The following is a 20783-nucleotide window of genomic DNA, read 5'->3' on the forward strand; positions in this document are numbered from 1 at the left end:
AACTATTTTGTACAAAAATACCGCGGAAAGTTGATTAAAATACAATCCGTTCAATGGCGCTATTTCGGCTAATTATCAACAGCCTGGAAATGTCACGATTTCGAATTATACTCGTTGAGTTTTAAGACACAGACGATGACGCCAACGCCTGTTGCAGGTATTCTTGATCTGGATATGTTGGTTTACTTACTAACAGCTATAACGCCTGCTGGCTTGCCTTGCAGAGCAGTGGATTTTTTTAAGTGGCGAATGCTCGCCGGGTTGCGCGCTAACAATGAGTCAGTCAGACCGTATGATCCCTAATAAATTTTCGCTTATTCCCGGTAATATCACTCGCTTCTTCCTGCTATTGATAGTCGTGCTACTGGTTGCCATGGGTGTCATGGTGCAAAGTGCCGTCAACACCTGGCTCAAGGATAAAAGCTATCAGATTGTCGACATCACCCATGCACTTCACAAAAGGGTTGAGACCTATCGTTACGCAACCTGGCAGATATATGACAACATCGCCGTCTCAACGGCGCCAGCAAGCGACGGCCTGCAAGAAACGCGTCTACGCCAGGATGTGTATTATTTAGAAAAGCCACGTCGTAAAACCGAAGCCCTGATTTTTGGCTCACACGACAGCTCAACACTGGATATGACACAACGTATCTCTACTTATCTTGATACGTTGTGGGGCGCTGAAAACAACCCATGGTCGATGTACTATTTAAATGGCCAGGATAACAGCATGATCCTGGTTTCCACCCTTCCACTTAAAGATCTTTCTTCCGGTCTTAAAGAAAGCGGCGTCAGTTCAATAGTCGATTCACGCCGAGCTGAAATGCTTCAGCAAGCAAACGCACTTGATGAGCGTGAAAGCTTCTCTCAACTACGCCACCTGGCATGGCAAAACGGTTATTACTTTACCCTGCGAACAACCTTTAACCAGCCAGGCCACCTGGCAACGGTCGTAGCGTTTGATTTACCCATCAACGATTTGATCCCACCGGGGATGTCACTTGACAACTTCCGTCTGGAAAATAACGACGCTCCAATGGCGGCTAACGGCATAGAAAAAGAAGATCCGGATAGCATCTCCATTAATTTTAATGGCGCGAAAATTGAAATAGCGTCCCCGCTTGCTACAACCCATATGCGGCTGGTCTGGCAGGTTCCGCTCGGCACTCTGCTGATGGACACCTTGCAGAATATTATCTTACCTCTGCTACTCAATATTGGCCTGCTGGCACTGGCGCTCTTCGGCTTCACCACTTTCCGCCAACAGGCAGCACGTCCTGCAGAAGTACAAAACGGCAACGGCGAATTGCAAATTTTACGTGCACTTAACGAAGAGATTGTCTCGCAATTGCCGCTGGGCCTGTTGGTACATGACCTGGATTCAAATCGCACAGTCATCAGCAATAAAATTGCCGATCATTTGTTGCCACACCTTAATCTGCAAAACATCATTGCGATGGCCGATCAGCATCAAGGTGTTATTCAGGCAACTATCAATAATGAATTGTATGAGATTCGCCAGTTTCGCAGCCAGATTGCACCACGCACGCAGATATTTGTGATTCGCGACCAGGACCGCGAAATTCTGGTTAACAAAAAGCTCAAGCAAGCTCAGCGTTTATACGAAAAAAACCAGCAGGGACGAATTACGTTCATGCAGCACATTGGGGAAGCGCTACAGCAACCGGTGAAAAATATCGCCGAACACGCCAGCGCACTAGATACTCCAGAGGCGCATGCAGTTGCCAATGAAGCCCAAAGCATTGTACGCCTGGTGGATGAGATTCAGTTGCTGAACATGCTGGAAACCGATACATGGAAAACGAATGCAACGCTGTTCGCAATCCAGCCATTGATTGATGAAGTTGCACTTGAGATGTTGCCGATCATCAAACGTAAAGGCTTGCAACTGCTAATCAACAACCATTTGGCGGCAGATGAAGAGCGTCATGGCGACCGGGAAGCGCTTCGCAAAGTGCTCCAGTTATTGCTGCATTATTCAGTAACGACTACCCAAATTGGCAAAATCACCCTGGATATTACTGAAGAAGAGTCCGGGCCGGACCGTCTACTATTCCGTATTTTGGATACCGGTGAAGGCATCAGTAGTGGTGAAGTCGATAATCTCCACTTCCCTTTCCTCAACGAAACCAGTGAAGATCGTTACGGGCGTGCTAATGGATTAACATTCTATTTATGCGATCAGCTTTCACGCAAACTCGGCGGGCATCTGAATATCAAGACCCGTGAGGAAATTGGTACACGTTACAATTTGCACATCAGAATGACAGCCGAACCGCAGCAGGAAGAGCAAGAAGAGAAACTGCTCGATGATGTGGTGGCGATGATTGATATCACCTCCAATGAAGTCCGAAATATTGTCACCCGCCTGCTGGAAAACTGGGGCGCGCAATGCATCACTCCGGATGAAAGACTGGCAAGTCAAGAGTTTGATATCTTCCTGACAGATAATCCGTCTAATCTTACATCTTCGGGTTTGCTTTTAAGCGATGATGAGAACGGAATGCGGAAGCTAGGCCCAGGCCAGTTCCGAGTTAACTTTAATATCAGTAATGCCATGCAGGATGCGGTGCTGCAGCTGATAGAAGAGCAACTGGCGCAAGAAGGTATTTCGGAATCACCATTGGGTGGCGATGAAAATGCACAACTTCATGCCAGCGGCTATTACGCGCTGTTTGTCGACACAGTACCGGAAGATGTTAGGAGATTGTATACTGAATCAGCGGCGCACGATTTCGCAGCATTAGCGCAAACAGCTCACCGTTTGAAGGGAGTGTTTGCAATGCTCAATCTGGTACCCGGCAAGCAGTTATGTGAAACGTTAGAGCATCACATTCGTGAAAGTGATGCTACCAACATACAAAAATATACCAGCGATATTGACGCTTACGTCAAGAGTTTGCTGTAGCAAGGTAGCCTATTACATGAACACTATGAACGTAATTATTGCCGACGACCATCCGATTGTCCTGTTCGGCATTCGTAAATCACTCGAGCAGATCGAGTGGGTGAATGTTGTCGGTGAATTTGAAGATTCCACAGCGCTTATCAATAACCTGCCAAAACTTGATGCTCATGTTTTGATAACCGATCTCTCAATGCCTGGCGACAAATACGGCGACGGCATTACGCTTATCAAATACATCAAGCGTCACTTCCCTAGCATTTCTATCATCGTGCTGACGATGAATAACAACCCAGCTATTTTGAGCGCGGTGTTAGAACTGGATATCGAAGGAATTGTGCTCAAGCAAGGCGCGCCAACTGATTTACCAAAAGCGCTGGCAGCACTGCAGAAAGGCAAAAAATTCACACCGGAAAGCGTATCTCGCCTGCTGGAAAAAATCAGCGCGGGTGGTTACGGTGACAAGCGTTTGTCTCCAAAAGAGAGCGAAGTTTTACGTCTGTTCGCCGAAGGTTTCCTGGTGACTGAGATTGCCCGCAAACTGAACCGCAGCATCAAAACCATCAGTAGCCAGAAGAAATCAGCAATGATGAAACTGGGTGTGGAAAATGACATTGCGTTGTTGAACTATCTTTCGTCGGTAAGTCTGTCCCCGGCCGACAAAGAATAAATCAATGTCGGATGACGCTGCGCTTATCCGACCTACAAGAAAGCAATCGTAGGGTGGATTAGCGTAAGCGACATCCACCATTTTTTTATCTGCCGCTACGCACCCTTGCGGCATAAAGATCGACCGTCGTTTTCAGGATATCCAGCGTTACTGGCTTAGACAGGCAGCTATCCATTCCCGACTCAATACACCGTTGTTTCTCTTCTGCCAGCGCATTTGCCGTCACACCCACCACAGGCAAAGTCAAACCGAGCTGACGAATCCGTTGTGTCAGGCGATAACCATCCATATTCGGCATGTTCACGTCGCTCAGCACAATATCAATGTGATTTTTACTCAACACATTCAGTGCATCGACACCGTCGTTCGCCGTTTTACATTGATAGCCCAACGATCCCAACTGATCGGCCAGCAAACGTCGGTTGATAGGGTGATCGTCAACGACGAGGATCATCATGTCATCGTTTCGTTCGTTGTTGTCGGAAGGTGCAGGCGATGCAGAATCAGCCCCCGGCACATTCACCGTAACGCTGTAAATACGGCCCAGCAGCAGCATGAGATCATGAGGTGCCGCAAGGCTATGCAACCAGCAACCAGGTGATGTTTCGATTGGAATACCGATATGACGACGGCAGAAAATAATCGCTGCACGTCCTTCCCAGTCTTTTTCCAGTTCATCATCAGTTATCAATATATCGTCGTTATCAGGCCGTTGGCCCTGATACTGCCGAACTTCGATTTGGTTACGAGCAAGCACGGACTCGAGATATTTACTCAGCGAAGCATTACGCACTGCCAGCCAGCAGCGTTTATTAACCAACCCTTCAACATGGGATTGCTCGGCGTATTTTGCAGCGTATAAAGGAATACGGATCGTAAACTGGCTGCCCATCCCCACTTCGGTATCTACGGCAATATCGCCATCCATCATGCTAATGAGCTTCTCGCAGATAGCCAGCCCGAGCCCTGTACCCTGGAAGTTGTGCTGTACGCCTGTGCCCACCTGGAAGAATGGGTCAAATAAGCGCGTAACTTCTTTAGCCGGGATGCCCACGCCGGTATCACGCACGCGCCAGGAGAGGTAGTCCCCTTCGACACTGACATGCAAAACAATGCAGCCAATATCGGTAAATTTGATGGCGTTACTGAGCAAGTTAGAAATGACCTGCTGCAAACGCATCGGGTCACCTTGCAACGTCAGCGGCACATCCGGTTCGATAAAACAGTACAGTCCGAGTTGTTTACGCACCACCAGCGGCAGGTAGTTTGCGGTGATATGGCTCATCACTTCGCGTGGTGAGAACTCATGCGGCTCTATTTTTAACTGCTCGGATTCAATTTTTGAGAAGTCGAGAATATCGCTGATGATTTTCAGCAACAGGCTCGATGAGTTGTTCATCGCCGTCACCAGGCGATCTACCCCTTTCGGTAGTTCTTTAGTCTGCAATAAATCCAGGTTACCAATGATGCCATATAGCGGTGTGCGCAGTTCGTGGCTCACGGTGGCTAAGAACATAGATTTTGACTGGCTCGCCTGCTCTGAGGCTTGTGCCATTTCCTGGAGCGACTCTTCCATCTTGACGCGCGCGCTGACATCCACCAGCACACAAATCGCCACGTTTTCATTTCGGTAACGCGAATGGACAAAGCTAATCTGCAAGTTGGTATGGCTACTGGTCAGCACATCGACAAAGTTAACCTGCTGGCCACAGATAATTTGCGTTAACCGCTGTCGGTCTTCATGGGTGAGCATGTTGAGATAATTGTGCGCCAACTCGTTACTCAGAATATTGGTGCCATCCTGAGTGCGCAAAATACAGATACCGACCGGCGCTGAGGCGACAATTTTACGGTTGAACTGCTCGTGCTCTTCGAGGCGCAGGGCATCATTTTCTGCTGGAATAAAGATCCGTTTTTCATACATACGCGCCAGAGTAAACAGCACGACCCCAACCAGGATATTCAGCAGAACCGCATTGAGAATCAGCATGCGAATACGTTCCAGCACCATATCCACAGGTACGGAGTACACCACGCTCATCGATGATGGCGGCAGGTTTTTCTTGAGAATAAATTGCTTAAATCCGGAGGTATAGCCAAACCACGAACGCTCCTGAAGCCATTTTTCATCAGGCTGAAAATTTGCTCCTGGGCCAGTCAGTGAAATCAACGGACGGCTATTTTCATCGAGAATCGTCACGCCAACTGGCATTGAACCTGGTGAAAGGAAGTTCTCCATACGAATGGTTTGCTCAACACCTAACAGAGCCTGCAAGCGGTTAGCCAGATACACCGGCGTAAGAGTATAGAAATACCCGACTCCTGGACGTGACCCCTGACCAATCCAGTAAATACTATTACTGCGCTCATCTTGTGGTGCATTGCGGTATTTCATGATGCGTTCATGCAGCGTTTTTAACGCTTTTTCACGCTCAAGGGGCATTTCACGCAGGCCGAAGTCCGCCATGCACAGATTGTCACCGCCAATCAAAAAGACGCGATTGAGATCGTAGGCCGCCGAGAAATTGTCTCGCCAATAGCGTAAAAACCACGCCAGGGATTGCAAAGAAGAACGCCAGGTTGAGCTGACAGCTGAACAGTCAGAGTCCGGGAACAACGGCATGAAACTCGGTGGGTCGACTCTGTTGTCATCATTTTCCACGGACGGCAACACGCCATTAGCGGCGGTCAGACGATTTTCCGCAATGTACTTGAGCTCTTTCACCACATCAGACGTACGCTGGATATAACGCTGCGCCTGGTCGAAGCTGATATTAAATTCCTGGCGAATTTCTGACTCTTTTTCGTGTAGGGCATTCATGATGTAGAACACCGAAAAGAGCGCAATCAGCAGCCAAAGCAATAAAGCCAGTGCCCGAAACAGGTAGCGGGAGACTTTTAGTGTGGTGCGAAAGGAGACAAGATATTTCAAATTGAGCCTGGTCGTGGAAATAGCAAAACTTTAGATGCCGTTAAGGTAGCCGCAAAAATGGCAGCCCGCAACGGCAAAGGGAACGATCACTGTGTGATAGTTTGACAGCCGATCCGGACTTACTCATAACATCACTTCATAATTCATCAACAACTCGCCATCGGAAGGCTAATGTTAATGTTACGGTCCCTTTACCAACAATGCACCCCACGACGACTACGCAGTAAGCTCATTCTCATAGTAGTATTGATGGTAACTATTCCCATCCTGACAATTGGCTACTTTGTTGAAAGCGAAGGCAGAGCGGCATTACTTCAGGAAAAACAAAATAAGTTATTCGCGGTAACGCATCTGTTAGATAAGCAACTTGGCGATGACTTTGCTCTGTACGCAAACCTACCCCGGGCGGCAAGAATTCAAGCCTTGAATCAGCACCTTTCATCACGAACCGAGCAGATAGCAACTTCCTTCCCTGGCGTGGGGGCGGGTTACTATCACCGCCAACTTGATGCCATTATTACCTACGCCCCCAAAAATGATTATCAAAGTAATGTGGGTCTGAGCATTTCCGTAGATCACCCTGGTCGACATGTCATGACCAGCCGACAAAACCAAGTCGTATGGGGTAAGCAAGTACGCGGCAACATTATGAATGTGATGCTGCCAATCAGACGCAACGGGGAAATAATTGGCTATATCTGGGCTAATGAATTGTCCGAAGATATTAGCCAGCAAGCGCTGGCGATGGATTTGCGAGTCATTATCGTACTCGCTGTCGGTTTGCTTATCAGCATTTGCCTGATCATTGTGTTCTCACGCCGTCTGAGTTCAGATATTGAAGTCATTAAACATGGGCTTGCGGCATTGCCGCAAAACCTGGACACCCAACTGCCAACGTTAACGGGCGAAATGGGTGATATAACTTCCAGTGTCAATGCTCTGGCGCGAGCATTGCGTGAAACCAGAACACTTAATGACCTGATTATTGAAAACGCAGCAGATGGTGTGATTGCTGTCGATACTCAAGGGCTTGTTACCCTGATGAACCCTACTGCCGAAACGACGACGGGATACCGCCAGGACGAACTCCTCGGCAAACCCTACTCTACAATGTTTTCTACCTCGCTCTTCCATAGCCCCATTCTGGAAACTCTGGAAAAAGGCATCAGTTTTGTTGCCAGGGAAATCACCTTCCCAGCACGGCATCGCACCATTGAACTGAGTGTCACCACCAGCCAGATTTTCAATGCTAACAACGAACTAATTGGCGCACTGGTGATTTTGTCTGATCTCACCGCCCGCAAAGAAATACAACGCAGAATGGCACAGGCAGAGCGATTAGCCGCCCTCGGCGAACTCATGGCTGGTGTTGCGCATGAAGTCCGAAACCCTCTCACCGCAATTAAAGGATATGCCCAAATTCTCAGAGAGCTGGAGACAGATCCGCAACGTCAGGAGTACCTGCGCATTATCCTTAAAGAGATCCAGTCTATTAATGCTGTCATTCAACAGTTACTGGATTTTGCCCGTCCTCAAACGGGAAAATGGCAGGCCGTAAATCTCAATCAAATCCTCAATGATTGCCTGGTGTTAATTAAAACCAAAGGTGTTGAGGCGCGAATTGATTTTCTTACCCGAGTCGATCAATCGCTCACAGATATTGAGGCCGATGGAGAAATGCTAAAACAGGTCATTCTTAATATTCTGATCAATGCCGTACAAGCGATTCCCGCCAGAGGAAAAATCTTCATCCGCACCCGACGACTGGGCGATACCCATCAAATACTGCGTATTAAAGACAATGGTTGCGGTATTAGCGAACAGATAAAAAGCAAAATATTCGATCCTTTTTACACTACAAAATCATCAGGAACAGGGCTTGGTCTGGCAATCAGTCAGCGCATTATCAATTCTCATCAGGGTGATATCCGCTTCTCCAGCCATCCAAATAAGGGAACCACTTTCACGCTGTTATTACCCGTGAATCAAACTCAAGGAAGCGATCATGAAACAAAGCTGGCAAATACTGATTGTTGATGATGAAGCAAACGTTCGTCGGATGCTCACCACCGCTTTCACGCTTGATGGGCATCGTCCACTTTGCGCGGCAAACGGCTGCGAGGCGCTCAAGTTGTTCCATTCACATCAACCCGATGTGGTGTTAATGGATATACGCATGCCTGTGCTTAATGGTATTGAAGCACTGGAAAAAATGCGTGCTGTTCGCCCGGCAACGCCAGTCATTCTGATGACAGCTTATGCCGCCGTGGAAACCGCTGTAGAAGCGCTTCGTTTTGGTGCCTTTGATTACGTTATTAAACCTTTCGATTTAAGTGAGGTTAAGCTCGTCATCCTGCGTGCTATGCAAATGCAGGACATGAAGCAACAAATTAACCAACTGCATCAGCAATTGTCGAAAAGCTATCAATGGGGTCATATCCTCACCCAAAGCCCATCCATGATGGAAATATGTCGCGATACCGCCAAAATTGCGCTTAGCCACGCCAGCGTATTGATATCAGGAGAAAGCGGCACGGGTAAGGAACTAATCGCGCGAGCCATTCATTATAATAGTGGCCGTAGCCATGGGCCGTTTATCAAAATCAATTGTGCGGCATTGCCGGAATCACTGCTGGAAAGTGAGCTTTTTGGTCATGAAAAAGGAGCTTTCACCGGCGCACAATTGCAACGACGTGGTTTGTTTGAACGAGCCCACGGAGGCACATTGCTGCTGGATGAAGTCGGTGAAATGCCGCTAAACCTGCAAGTAAAGCTTTTGCGCGTTCTCCAGGAAAGAGAATTTGAACGCATTGGCGGTAGCCAGACTGTACGTGTTGATATTCGAATTATCGCTGCAACTAACCGGGATATTCCCGCCATGGTTGAAGCTGGTACATTCCGTAATGACCTTTGGTATCGCCTGAACGTTATCCATTTAACACTTCCACCGCTACGAGAGCGTCTGGAGGATATTTCACTGCTGGCAAACCACTTTTTGCAAAAGTTTAACCTGGAAAATCAAAGAGAAATTATTGAAATCGACACCTCCGCCATGGCGTTATTGGAGTCTCACACCTGGCCTGGCAACATTCGTGAGCTTTCCAATATTATCGAGCGTGCCGTCATCATGAGCACTGGTATGGTGATTTTCCCGGAAGATTTACCTCCCCTCTTACAAGCCTCTAAACCCATAAACGACAAAGAGCCTGGTACGACGGGCTCTCTGAAAGAAAACGTTAAGCGCTATGAAAAAACGCTGATCGTCACTGCGCTTAACGATAGCTATGGCAATCGAACTCGGGCAGCAATGCTGTTAGGGATCAGCCGTCGGGCATTAATGTATAAATTACAAGAATACAATATTGAGCAAATCTCCGAAGGCTAATCTTTCCCTGACAAGAATTGCGCAACTGTGCAATTCTTGTCAGGTTCACTCCATCTATACCCTCCAGTACCATTCGTTCAAAAATGAAAAATATTTCATTAAATTCAATTAGTTGAATTCATTTTTTTGTGTTTCCCACGAACTGGCATTCCCCTTGCTATGTCATGGACATCTCCATAAGGAGAGTGACTAAGGGAAATAGCATGAAAAACAAAATAATCACTATTGGTAACGCCGCTGAGCACTTCCGCGATGGCATGACCATTATGGTCGGTGGCTTTATGGGCGTAGGAACCCCACCCCGCCTAATTGAAGCGTTACTGGCTTCGGGTGTTAAAAACCTTACGATAATTGCCAACGATACCGCCTTCGTTGATACAGGTATCGGCCCGTTAATTGGTAACCGACGTGTTAAGAAAGTCATTGCTTCGCACATTGGCACCAACCCAGAAACTGGGCGGCAAATGATTGATGGTGAACTTGAAGTTGAACTTGTTCCACAAGGAACACTGATTGAACAAATCCGCTGTGGCGGTGCTGGGCTTGGCGGAATATTAACTGCTACAGGCGTTGGCACCGTAGTGGAGGAAGGTAAACAGAAGATTGTACTTGAAGGAAAAACCTGGTTGCTGGAGCGCCCTCTACGAGCTGATATTGCATTGATTCGCGCACATCAGGCTGATACCTCTGGAAATTTGACCTACCAACTTAGCGCCCGAAATTTCAATCCATTAATTGCGCTAGCCGCTGACATAACTCTTGCTGAGCCAGATGAACTTCTGCCCGTCGGTGATATTGCACCAGACAACGTCATCACCCCCGCCGCCGTCATTGATTTCATTGTTAATCCCCAGGAGTAATGCCATGAATGCTAAAGAAAAAATTGCCCGACGCGTCGCCTTAGAATTACACGACGGCGCAATAGTCAACCTGGGGATTGGGTTACCGACCAAAGTGGCTGATTACCTGCCAGAAGGAATTCACATCACTCTCCAATCAGAAAATGGTTTTCTCGGCCTTGGTCCCATCAATGATCCCCATCCGGATCTGGTTAACGCCGGAGGGCAACTTTGCGGAATCTTACCGGGTGCAGCAATGTTTGACAGCGGCATGTCGTTCGCACTGATTCGCGGTGGTCATGTTGATGCCTGCGTACTTGGCGGGCTGCAAGTTGATCAACACGCTAATCTGGCTAACTGGGTGATCCCTGGGAAGATGGTACCAGGCATGGGTGGCGCAATGGACCTGGTGACAGGAGCTCGTCACGTCATCATTGCTATGGAGCACTGTGCAAAAGATGGTTCGTCCAAAATCCTGCCTAACTGCACGCTCCCTCTGACCGCGCTTAACGCCGTTCATATGCTGGTGACCGAGTTAGCCGTGTTCCGTTTCAAAGAGGGAAAAATGTGGCTAACCGAACATGCCGAAGGAGTCAGCATTGAGGAGATAGTGCAAAAAACTGCAGCCGAATTTACCGTGGATCCTGAATTGCACCTCATGCCATTAGGCGCTGAGAGAGGTTTAGTATGATCGGTAAAATCTCCCGCCTGATGACGCGTTTCGTGAGTCGTTATCTCCCGGACCCGCTCATCTTTGCCATGTTACTGACGCTACTGACATTTATCATTGCGTTGGGGTTAACGCCACATTCGCCGGTAAGCATCGTAAAAATGTGGGGCGATGGTTTCTGGAATCTGCTCGCATTTGGCATGCAGATGGCACTCATTATTGTTACCGGGCATGCACTTGCCAGCTCCACTCCCGTTAAACGTATCCTGCAATTTACCGCTTCTGCAGCAAAAACGCCGACTCAGGGCGTCATGCTGGTGACCTTCTTTGGTTCAGTTGCCTGCGTGATTAACTGGGGTTTTGGGCTGGTGGTAGGCGCCATGTTTGCCCGTGAGGTGGCTCGCCGGGTGAAGGGTTCCGATTATCCACTGCTGATCGCCTGCGCTTACATCGGTTTTCTTACATGGGGCGGTGGTTTTTCTGGCTCAATGCCGCTGCTTGCAGCAACTCCAGGCAACCCGGTTGAACATATTGCGGGGCTTATTCCGGTATCAGATACCTTGTTCCGCGGCTTCAATCTTTTCATCACCCTTGGGCTTATCGTGATGATGCCTTTCGTCACACGCATGATGATGCCAAAACCAGGTGATGTGATTACGATTGACCCTGTTTTATTGCAAGAAGAGGCCGATTTCCAGAAAACCCTGGCAAAGGATGCTCCACCTTCTGAGCGCCTGGAAGAAAGCCGCCTGTTGGCGCTTATTGTCAGTGCATTGGGCATTGCCTACCTGGGTTTCCAGTTTTATGAAAAAGGTTTCAACATCACCATCAACACCGTGAACATGATGTTTATGGTTGCCGGTCTTCTGCTTCACAAGACACCAATGGCATACATGCGTGCGATTAGCGCTGCTGCCCGTAGTACCGCAGGGATTCTGGTGCAATTTCCCTTTTACGCAGGCATTCAATTAATGATGGAACACTCAGGCCTCGGTGGCATGATTACCGAGTTTTTCATCAATGTTGCCAATAAAGAAACCTTCCCCCTTATGACATTCTTCAGCTCCGCACTGATCAACTTCGCCGTGCCATCAGGAGGTGGGCATTGGGTAATTCAGGGGCCGTTCGTTATTCCTGCCGCACAAGCTCTGGGCGCCGATTTGGGTAAATCAGTGATGGCAATTGCGTATGGCGAACAGTGGATGAATATGGCGCAACCCTTCTGGGCATTGCCTGCACTGGCTATAGCAGGATTGGGCGTACGCGACATCATGGGTTATTGCGTTACCGCACTACTGTTCTCAGGCGTGATATTCGTTATTGGCCTGACGCTATTTTGATATCTCTCGACTAAGGAAGGAGTGTGACTATGAATAACGTTGTTATTGTCAGTGCTGCCCGAACCGCTATAGGAAACTTCAATGGGGCATTATCCAGTATTAATGCCACCGATCTGGGTGCGATTGTTATCAAAGAAGTGCTGGAACGTGCCCGCTATACAGGAAACGACATAGATGAAGTCATCATGGGTAATGTGCTGCAAGCAGGGCTCGGGCAAAACCCGGCCCGCCAGGCATTACTAAAAGCAGGCCTCGACCAAACCGTTTGCGGATTTACCATTAACAAAGTCTGTGGCTCCGGATTGAAAAGCGTGGCCCTTGCTGCACAAGCGATTCAGGCAGGTAACGCGACGTCCATAGTGGCCGGTGGCATGGAAAACATGAGCCAGGCACCCTACTTGCTTGATACCAAAGCGCGCTGGGGCTATCGACTGGGAGACGGTACGCTAACCGACACCATATTGCGCGATGGTTTACTGTGTGCAACCTATGGCTACCATATGGGGATCACCGCTGAAAATGTCGCCCGCCAATACGGTATTAGTCGCGAAATGCAGGATGCTCTGGCGCTGGAATCACAGCGTAAAGCTGTCAACGCGATAGAGCAGAACGTCTTTAGCAAAGAAATTGTTCCTGTAACGGTAAAGCAACGCAAAGGTGAAACACTGTTTTCTCAGGATGAGTTTCCTAAAATCGACTGCACTGCGGAAGGGTTAGCCCGTCTACGCCCGGCATTTGATCCATCAGGAAGCATCACTGCGGGGAACTCCTCCGGTATAAATGACGGCGCTGCCGCGTTGCTGGTCATGAGTGAACAACGCGCTCATGAGCTAAACCTTGTGCCACTCGCCCGTATTCGTGCTTATGCAAATGGGGGCGTCGACCCTTCTATTATGGGTATGGGCCCCGTACCTGCGACCAGAAATGTGCTTAAGCGAGCCGGGCTTTCACTGAGTGATATTGACCTAATCGAAGCCAATGAAGCCTTTGCCGCCCAGTATTTGGCTGTTGGTCAGGAGCTAGGGTTTGATGCGGGGAAAATCAACGTGAATGGTGGAGCTATCGCACTTGGACACCCTATTGGTGCCAGCGGTGCACGTATTTTGGTGACGCTTCTCCATGCACTGGCAGCCCGCGATAAAACGCTGGGGCTTGCAACATTGTGCATTGGGGGTGGGCAAGGGACCGCGATGATTGTTGAAAGGCTGAACTAAACCAACGATGTAAAAATGGCCTGAAATTAAACTGCCTTCATTAAATTTGGACAGTGAAAATCAGACCACCAAAAGTGTCTGGGTTCGGTACTTAACCGAGCTCAGACCAATTTTCAGAACTTTTCGATAACTTTGAAGTGCATCAATACTAAAGTCATATCCGGAGAGAACAGATCGTACTCTTCGAAAAAGCGTTTATGCTCGTTGCGCCAGTAGGCCAACGTCCGGTCACCTTCACCTTCAGCCAGAGCATGGGCTTCACCCACCTGTTCAAAAGTCGTCATTTCCGTGGTGGTCAGTTCAATCGCGCAAACCGGCTTATTCTTGCCATCTACCACCACAAAGATATCGCCTGGCTGGGCAATGCCCTCGCCATCCAGGTTAGCGCAGGTGGCTGTTTTAACACCATCGAGCACTAATTTAACCAGTTCGTCCGCCTGTTTTTCTGTATCACCAAACGCCCAGCGCTCTACATCTTCATACTTCTCAGGAATAGCCATTGAGTTACCTTATGAGTTAAACCAAGCCTAACTTGATATTAAAATAAAAAACGCCCGATGCAATAAATGCATCGGGCGTTATGAGTCATATCAAACAACAAAATTCAGATTATTCGTCTGCTTCGTCGTCTGCTTCATCAGAAGCGTTGTCATCTACGTCTGCTTCAGGTGCGATTTCGTCATCACCTTCCGCAACGGTACCGTCGATAGCATCCAGTTCTTCTTCATCAACCGGTTCTGCAACACGTTGCAGGCCCACCACGTTTTCATCATCCGCAGTACGGATAAGGATAACGCCCTGGGTGTTACGGCCAACGACACTCACTTCAGAAACGCGAGTACGAACCAGAGTACCAGCATCGGTAATCATCATAATCTGGTCGGTATCTTCAACTTGAACCGCGCCAACGACGCTGCCATTACGCTCGGTCACTTTGATGGAGATAACGCCCTGAGTTGCACGTGACTTGGTCGGATACTCATCAGCCGCGGTACGTTTACCATAACCATTCTGCGTCACAGTCAGGATCGAACCTTCGCCGCGTGGAATGATCAGGGAAACGACTTTGTCTTCACCTGCAAGCTTAATACCACGAACACCTGTTGCAGTACGGCCCATGGTACGAACGGCGTCTTCTTTGAAGCGCACCACTTTACCCGCAGCCGAGAACAACATGGCTTCGTTGCTACCGTCCGTCAAATCAACACCAATCAGCTCGTCACCCTCGTTGAGGTTGACGGCGATGATGCCCGCTGAACGTGGGCGGCTGAAGTCGGTCAACGCAGTTTTCTTCACGGTACCGCTTGCGGTCGCCATGAACACGTTAACGCCTTCGGCATACTCACGTACCGGCAGGATCGCGGTAATACGTTCGTTCGCTTCCAGTGGCAGCAGGTTCACAATTGGACGGCCACGCGCACCACGGCTCGCTTCCGGCAACTGATAAACCTTCATCCAATACAGACGGCCACGGCTGGAGAACAGCAGAATGGTGTCATGGGTATTGGCAACCAACAGACGGTCGATGAAATCTTCTTCTTTAATACGTGCTGCGGACTTACCTTTACCACCACGACGTTGTGCTTCGTAGTCGGTCAGCGGTTGATATTTCACATAGCCCTGGTGGGACAGAGTCACAACCACATCTTCGCGGTTGATCAGATCTTCAATGTTGATATCAGAGGTATTTGCAGTGATCTCAGTACGACGTTTGTCGCCGAACTGATCGCGCATCGCAACCAGCTCTTCAGTGATCACTTCCATCAGACGTTCAGCGCTGCCCAGAATGTGCAGCAACTCAGCAATCTGCTCCAGCAGCTCTTTGTATTCGTCGAGCAGTTTTTCGTGCTCAAGGCCGGTCAGTTTCTGCAAACGCAGATCAAGAATTGCCTGTGCTTGTTGCTCGGTCAGGAAATATTGACCATCACGAATACCGAATTCTGGTTCCAGCCACTCCGGACGCGCAGCATCATCACCCGCACGTTCCAGCATGGCAGAAACGTTGCCCAGAGCCCATGAACGGGCAATCAGGCCAGCTTTCGCTTCTGCGGCATTTGGAGAATGACGAATCAGCTCGATAATCGGGTCGATGTTCGCAAGCGCAATCGCCAGACCTTCGAGGATGTGTGCACGGTCGCGTGCTTTACGCAGTTCAAAAATAGTACGACGAGTCACAACTTCACGACGGTGACGCACAAACGCAGAAAGAATGTCTTTCAGGTTCATGATCTTAGGTTGGCCCTGGTGCAGCGCAACCATGTTGATACCAAAGGAAGTTTGCAGCTGAGTCTGAGAATAAAGATTATTCAGAACCACTTCGCCCACTGCATCGCGTTTGATTTCGATAACAATGCGCATGCCGTCTTTATCAGACTCGTCACGCAGAGCGCTAATGCCCTCAACGCGTTTGTCTTTCACCAGTTCAGCGATTTTCTCAATCAGGCGAGCTTTGTTCACCTGGTATGGAATTTCATGAACGATGATGGTCTCACGACCTGTTTTCGCATCTGCTTCAACTTCTGCACGGGCGCGAATGTAAATCTTGCCACGACCAGTGCGATACGCTTCTTCGATGCCACGACGGCCATTGATGATAGCGGCAGTTGGGAAGTCTGGGCCTGGGATGTGTTCCATTAACCCTTCAACGGTGATGTCTTCGTCTTCAATAAACGCCAGACAGCCGTTGATAACTTCAGTGATGTTATGAGGCGGGATGTTAGTTGCCATGCCTACTGCGATACCGGATGAACCGTTAACCAGCAAGTTAGGAATTTTGGTCGGCATAACATCAGGAATGCGCTCGGTTCCGTCGTAGTTATCGACGAAATCTACCGTGTCTTTTTCGAGATCGGCCATCAGTTCGTGAGCGATTTTCGACATACGGATTTCCGTATAACGCATCGCCGCGGCGGAGTCACCGTCCACAGAACCAAAGTTACCCTGGCCATCTACCAACATGTAACGCAATGAGAATGGCTGCGCCATACGCACGATAGTGTCATAGACAGCGGTATCACCATGAGGGTGATATTTACCGATTACGTCACCAACAACACGGGCGGATTTTTTGTACGCTTTATTCCAGTCATTGCCCAATACGTTCATGGCGTAAAGTACGCGACGGTGTACCGGCTTGAGTCCATCGCGGACATCTGGCAGTGCGCGGCCGACAATAACCGACATCGCGTAATCCAGATATGAGCTCTTTAGCTCTTCCTCAATGTTGACCGGTGTAATTTCTCTGGCAAGGTCGCTCATGTATCCGCTATCCCTCTACTGTGTCCCGGATTCAAAGGTCGCAAATTATAACACAATCGCCCTACTTTGGGGAAACCACAACATGGTTGCCGAATGGTTTATTCACAGACATTGACTGATATACTCCCGCCACGAAACGAACAAGGAGTGAGTAGCCCCATGAATGCCGAAAACCAGCCGGTTATCCAGAACGTCGACCATGATGAAATCGCCAAATTCGAAGCCGTAGCCTCACGCTGGTGGGATCTTGAAGGCGAATTTAAGCCTCTGCACCGCATCAACCCGCTGCGTTTGGGATATATCAGCCAACGCGCTGATGGGTTATTTGGTAAAACGGTGCTTGATGTCGGCTGTGGCGGTGGGATTCTGGCAGAGAGCATGGCGCGCGAAGGCGCTAATGTGACCGGGCTGGATATGGGTTTCGAGCCATTACAGGTTGCTAAGCTGCATGCACTGGAAAGCGGTATTAAAGTTGACTACGTTCAGGAAACCGTTGAGCAGCACGCGGAAAAATTTGCCGGGAAGTATGACGTGGTGACCTGTATGGAAATGCTCGAGCATGTACCGGATCCGAAATCTGTCGTTACTGCCTGCGCAAAACTGGTAAAGCCGGGTGGCCACGTCTTTTTCTCCACTCTTAACCGTAATGGCAAATCCTGGTTGATGGCGGTGGTGGGTGCGGAATACATCCTGCGCATGGTGCCAAAAGGCACGCACGACATTAAGAAATTCATCAAGCCTGCGGAGTTACTGTCCTGGGTTGACGATACCCCACTGCGCGAACGCCACATCACCGGGTTACATTTCAACCCGCTGACCAATACGTTCAAACTCGCACCAGGTGTTGATGTTAATTACATGCTGCATACAAAAGCTGAAAATTGATTTTTATCCATAAGCTAGTTTGATGAAAATTGCGCGGTATCAAACCGCGCACTTATCAATGAAGTTTAAGAAATCAGCACTCGATCAAAAATATCATTTTTTTTGCATCCCATTGACAATTGTCACAGGCCTTATGTGACGTGGACTTAGCGAAATTCCGCTTGTCACAACCTGAAATCCGTCTCGAAATCAATACTTGTTCTCAGCCGATTAGTTACTAGAATACTCACCATATAGTGATCAAGTAATCCACAACCCCCTACATATAGTATTTATCCACAAGGTTAGCCACTAGAGGCCAACTGTGGATAAACGGGGCATTTTTCATTTCACGGACAGGTACAAACGCACATGAATCAGAGTCTGCTGGTTACAAAACGTGACGGTCGCACTGAGCGTATCGATCTGGATAAAATCCATCGAGTTCTGGATTGGGCCGCCGAAGGCTTAAATAACGTATCCGTATCACAGGTTGAACTGCGCTCGCACATCCAGTTTTATGACGGCATCAAAACCTCTGACATTCATGAAACCATCATCAAAGCAGCAGCCGATTTAATCTCTCGCGAAGCGCCTGATTACCAGTATCTGGCTGCGCGTCTGGCTGTGTTCCATCTGCGCAAAAAAGCTTACGGTGAGTTCGAGCCGCCTAAACTCTATAACCATGTAGTGAAAATGGTTGAGATGGGCAAATACGATCAACATCTGCTGGAAGACTACACGGAAGAAGAGTTCAAGCAGATGGACGATTACATCGACCACGAGCGCGACATGAGCTTCTCCTACGCGGCTGTAAAACAGCTCGAAGGTAAGTATCTGGTTCAGAACCGTGTCACCGGCGAAATCTACGAAAGCGCACAGTTCCTTTATATTCTGGTTGCCGCGTGCCTGTTCTCCGGCTACCCGCGTGAAACCCGTCTGAGCTATGTGAAGCGTTTTTACGATGCGGTTTCTACCTTCAAAATTTCTCTGCCTACGCCGATTATGTCTGGCGTGCGTACCCCAACTCGCCAGTTCAGCTCTTGCGTTCTAATCGAGTGCGGCGACAGCCTGGATTCCATCAACGCGACTTCCAGCGCAATTGTGAAGTATGTTTCCCAACGTGCAGGCATCGGCATCAACGCCGGTCGTATCCGTGCGCTGGGTAGCCCAATTCGCGGCGGTGAAGCGTTCCACACAGGTTGTATCCCGTTCTACAAACACTTCCAGACCGCAGTGAAATCCTGCTCTCAGGGCGGCGTGCGTGGCGGCGCTGCGACACTGTTCTACCCAATGTGGCACCTTGAAGTTGAAAGCCTGCTGGTACTGAAAAACAACCGTGGTGTTGAAGGCAACCGCGTACGCCACATGGATTACGGCGTGCAAATCAACAAACTGATGTACACCCGTTTGTTGAAAGGCGAAGACATTACGCTGTTCAGCCCGTCTGACGTTCCAGGTCTGTATGACGCATTCTTTGCCGACCAGGAAAAATTCGAGCAGCTGTATACCAAATACGAAAAAGACGACAGCATCCGTAAGCAACGTGTGAAAGCGGTTGAGCTGTTCTCACTGATGATGCAAGAACGTGCCTCAACTGGCCGTATCTACATTCAGAACGTTGACCATTGCAACACCCATAGCCCGTTTGACCCGGCTATCGCGCCAGTTCGCCAGTCTAACCTGTGCCTGGAAATCGCGCTGCCGACCAAACCACTGAATGACATCAACGACGAAGACGGTGAAATTGCACTGTGTACGCTGTCTGCATTCAACCTGGGTGCTATCGAAAGCCTTGATGAGTTGGAAGAATTAGCGATCCTGGCTGTGCGTGCGCTGGATGCGCTCCTGGATTACCAAGACTACCCAATCATTGCCGCGAAACGCGGTGCGATGGGCCGTCGTACTCTGGGTGTTGGTGTAATTAACTTCGCTTACTATCTGGCGAAGAATGGCGTTCGTTACTCCGACGGCAGCGCCAACAACCTGACGCACAAAACCTTCGAAGCGATTCAGTACTATTTGTTGAAAGCATCGAACGAGTTGGCGAAAGAGCAAGGCCCTTGCCTGTGGTTCAACGAAACCACTTACGCAAAAGGCATTTTGCCAATCGACACCTACAAGAAAGATTTGGATGTGATCAGCAATGAGCCGCTGCATCTGGACTGGGAAGCGCTTCGTGAGTCGATTAAAACTCACGGCCTGCGTAACTCCACGCTTTCTGCTTTGATGCCGTCTGAAACCTCTTCGCAGATTTCTAACGCCACCAATGGTATCGAACCACCGCGCGGCCATATCAGCATTAAAGCGTCAAAAGACGGTATCCTGCGCCAGGTTGTGCCAGATTACGAAACGCTGAAAGACAAATATGAGCTGCTGTGGGACCTGCCGAATAATGATGGTTACCTGCAATTAGTCGGTCTGATGCAGAAGTTTATCGATCAGTCGATCTCTGCAAACACCAACTATGACCCAACGCGCTTTGCGTCTGGTAAAGTGCCGATGCAGCAGTTGCTCAAAGATTTGCTCACCGCCTATAAATTCGGTGTTAAAACGCTTTATTATCAGAACACCCGCGACGGCGCGGAAGATGCGCAAGACGACCTGGCGCCTTCAATCCAGGACGATGGCTGCGAAAGCGGCGCATGTAAAATCTAACTTAAAATCCCCTCACCTTGCTGA

General features: G+C 49.0%; 13 protein-coding genes. 10 read left to right on the forward strand and 3 right to left on the reverse strand.

What is annotated here, in order from left to right; translation table 11 throughout:
• Nucleotides 1–292 precede the first annotated feature (292 nt).
• Nucleotides 293–2932, forward strand: coding sequence for a phosphotransferase RcsD (rcsD, locus tag LVQ77_RS06715; RefSeq protein WP_370640053.1), 2640 nt, complete (start codon nt 293–295; stop codon nt 2930–2932).
• A gap of 16 nt (nt 2933–2948) precedes the next feature.
• On the forward strand, nt 2949–3599 hold the full coding sequence (rcsB, locus tag LVQ77_RS06720) for a response regulator transcription factor RcsB (RefSeq protein WP_232865116.1): 651 nt from the start codon (nt 2949–2951) through the stop codon (nt 3597–3599).
• Nucleotides 3600–3684: 85 nt separating this feature from the next.
• On the opposite strand, the gene rcsC is transcribed toward rcsB, so the two are convergent.
• Nucleotides 3685–6531: a two-component system sensor histidine kinase RcsC gene (gene rcsC / locus LVQ77_RS06725; RefSeq protein ID WP_232865117.1), complete on the reverse strand. Its 2847-nt coding sequence runs from the start codon at nt 6529–6531 to the stop codon at nt 3685–3687.
• Nucleotides 6532–6708: 177 nt separating this feature from the next.
• Between rcsC and atoS the strand changes: the two genes are divergently transcribed.
• The 6 genes from atoS (at nt 6709) to LVQ77_RS06755 (ending at nt 13979) form a co-directional block, all read left to right on the forward strand.
• Nucleotides 6709–8568 (forward strand): two-component system sensor histidine kinase AtoS, encoded by a 1860-nt coding sequence (gene atoS, locus LVQ77_RS06730; RefSeq protein WP_370639848.1) that lies wholly within the window; start codon nt 6709–6711, stop codon nt 8566–8568.
• Nucleotides 8537–9916 (forward strand): acetoacetate metabolism transcriptional regulator AtoC, encoded by a 1380-nt coding sequence (atoC, locus tag LVQ77_RS06735; protein WP_232865119.1) that lies wholly within the window; start codon nt 8537–8539, stop codon nt 9914–9916. The genes atoS and atoC overlap by 32 nt, the downstream gene beginning before the upstream one ends.
• A gap of 203 nt (nt 9917–10119) precedes the next feature.
• Nucleotides 10120–10776: an acetate CoA-transferase subunit alpha gene (gene atoD, locus LVQ77_RS06740; RefSeq protein ID WP_232904024.1), complete on the forward strand. Its 657-nt coding sequence runs from the start codon at nt 10120–10122 to the stop codon at nt 10774–10776.
• A gap of 4 nt (nt 10777–10780) precedes the next feature.
• A complete protein-coding gene (locus LVQ77_RS06745; protein ID WP_232904025.1) occupies nt 10781–11446 on the forward strand; it encodes a 3-oxoacid CoA-transferase subunit B in 666 nt (221 codons plus the stop codon).
• Nucleotides 11443–12765: a TIGR00366 family protein gene (locus LVQ77_RS06750; protein WP_232904026.1), complete on the forward strand. Its 1323-nt coding sequence runs from the start codon at nt 11443–11445 to the stop codon at nt 12763–12765. Before LVQ77_RS06745 ends, LVQ77_RS06750 begins: the two co-directional genes overlap by 4 nt.
• 29 nt (nt 12766–12794) lie before the next feature.
• A complete protein-coding gene (locus LVQ77_RS06755; protein WP_232904027.1) occupies nt 12795–13979 on the forward strand; it encodes an acetyl-CoA C-acetyltransferase in 1185 nt (394 codons plus the stop codon).
• A 113-nt stretch (nt 13980–14092) separates the two neighbouring features.
• On the opposite strand, the gene LVQ77_RS06760 is transcribed toward LVQ77_RS06755, so the two are convergent.
• Together LVQ77_RS06760 and gyrA are read right to left on the reverse strand one after the other, a co-directional pair.
• The gene (locus LVQ77_RS06760; protein WP_064517149.1) at nt 14093–14479 is read right to left on the reverse strand and encodes an ASCH domain-containing protein; all 387 of its coding nucleotides are present in this window, start codon (nt 14477–14479) and stop codon (nt 14093–14095) included.
• A gap of 109 nt (nt 14480–14588) precedes the next feature.
• Complete coding sequence (gene gyrA / locus LVQ77_RS06765; RefSeq protein ID WP_151992844.1) at nt 14589–17237, reverse strand: DNA topoisomerase (ATP-hydrolyzing) subunit A; 2649 nt, start codon at nt 17235–17237, stop codon at nt 14589–14591.
• A 159-nt stretch (nt 17238–17396) separates the two neighbouring features.
• Between gyrA and ubiG the strand changes: the two genes are divergently transcribed.
• The gene (gene ubiG / locus LVQ77_RS06770) at nt 17397–18122 is read left to right on the forward strand and encodes a bifunctional 2-polyprenyl-6-hydroxyphenol methylase/3-demethylubiquinol 3-O-methyltransferase UbiG (RefSeq protein WP_232865124.1); all 726 of its coding nucleotides are present in this window, start codon (nt 17397–17399) and stop codon (nt 18120–18122) included.
• Nucleotides 18123–18473: 351 nt separating this feature from the next.
• Nucleotides 18474–20759, forward strand: a complete 2286-nt coding sequence (gene nrdA / locus LVQ77_RS06775; protein ID WP_151992846.1) for a class 1a ribonucleoside-diphosphate reductase subunit alpha — start codon at nt 18474–18476, stop codon at nt 20757–20759.
• Nucleotides 20760–20783 lie beyond the last annotated feature (24 nt).

Source organism: Buttiauxella cochleicola, assembly GCF_021282435.1.
Classification (GTDB): Bacteria; Pseudomonadota; Gammaproteobacteria; order Enterobacterales; family Enterobacteriaceae; genus Buttiauxella; species Buttiauxella massiliensis.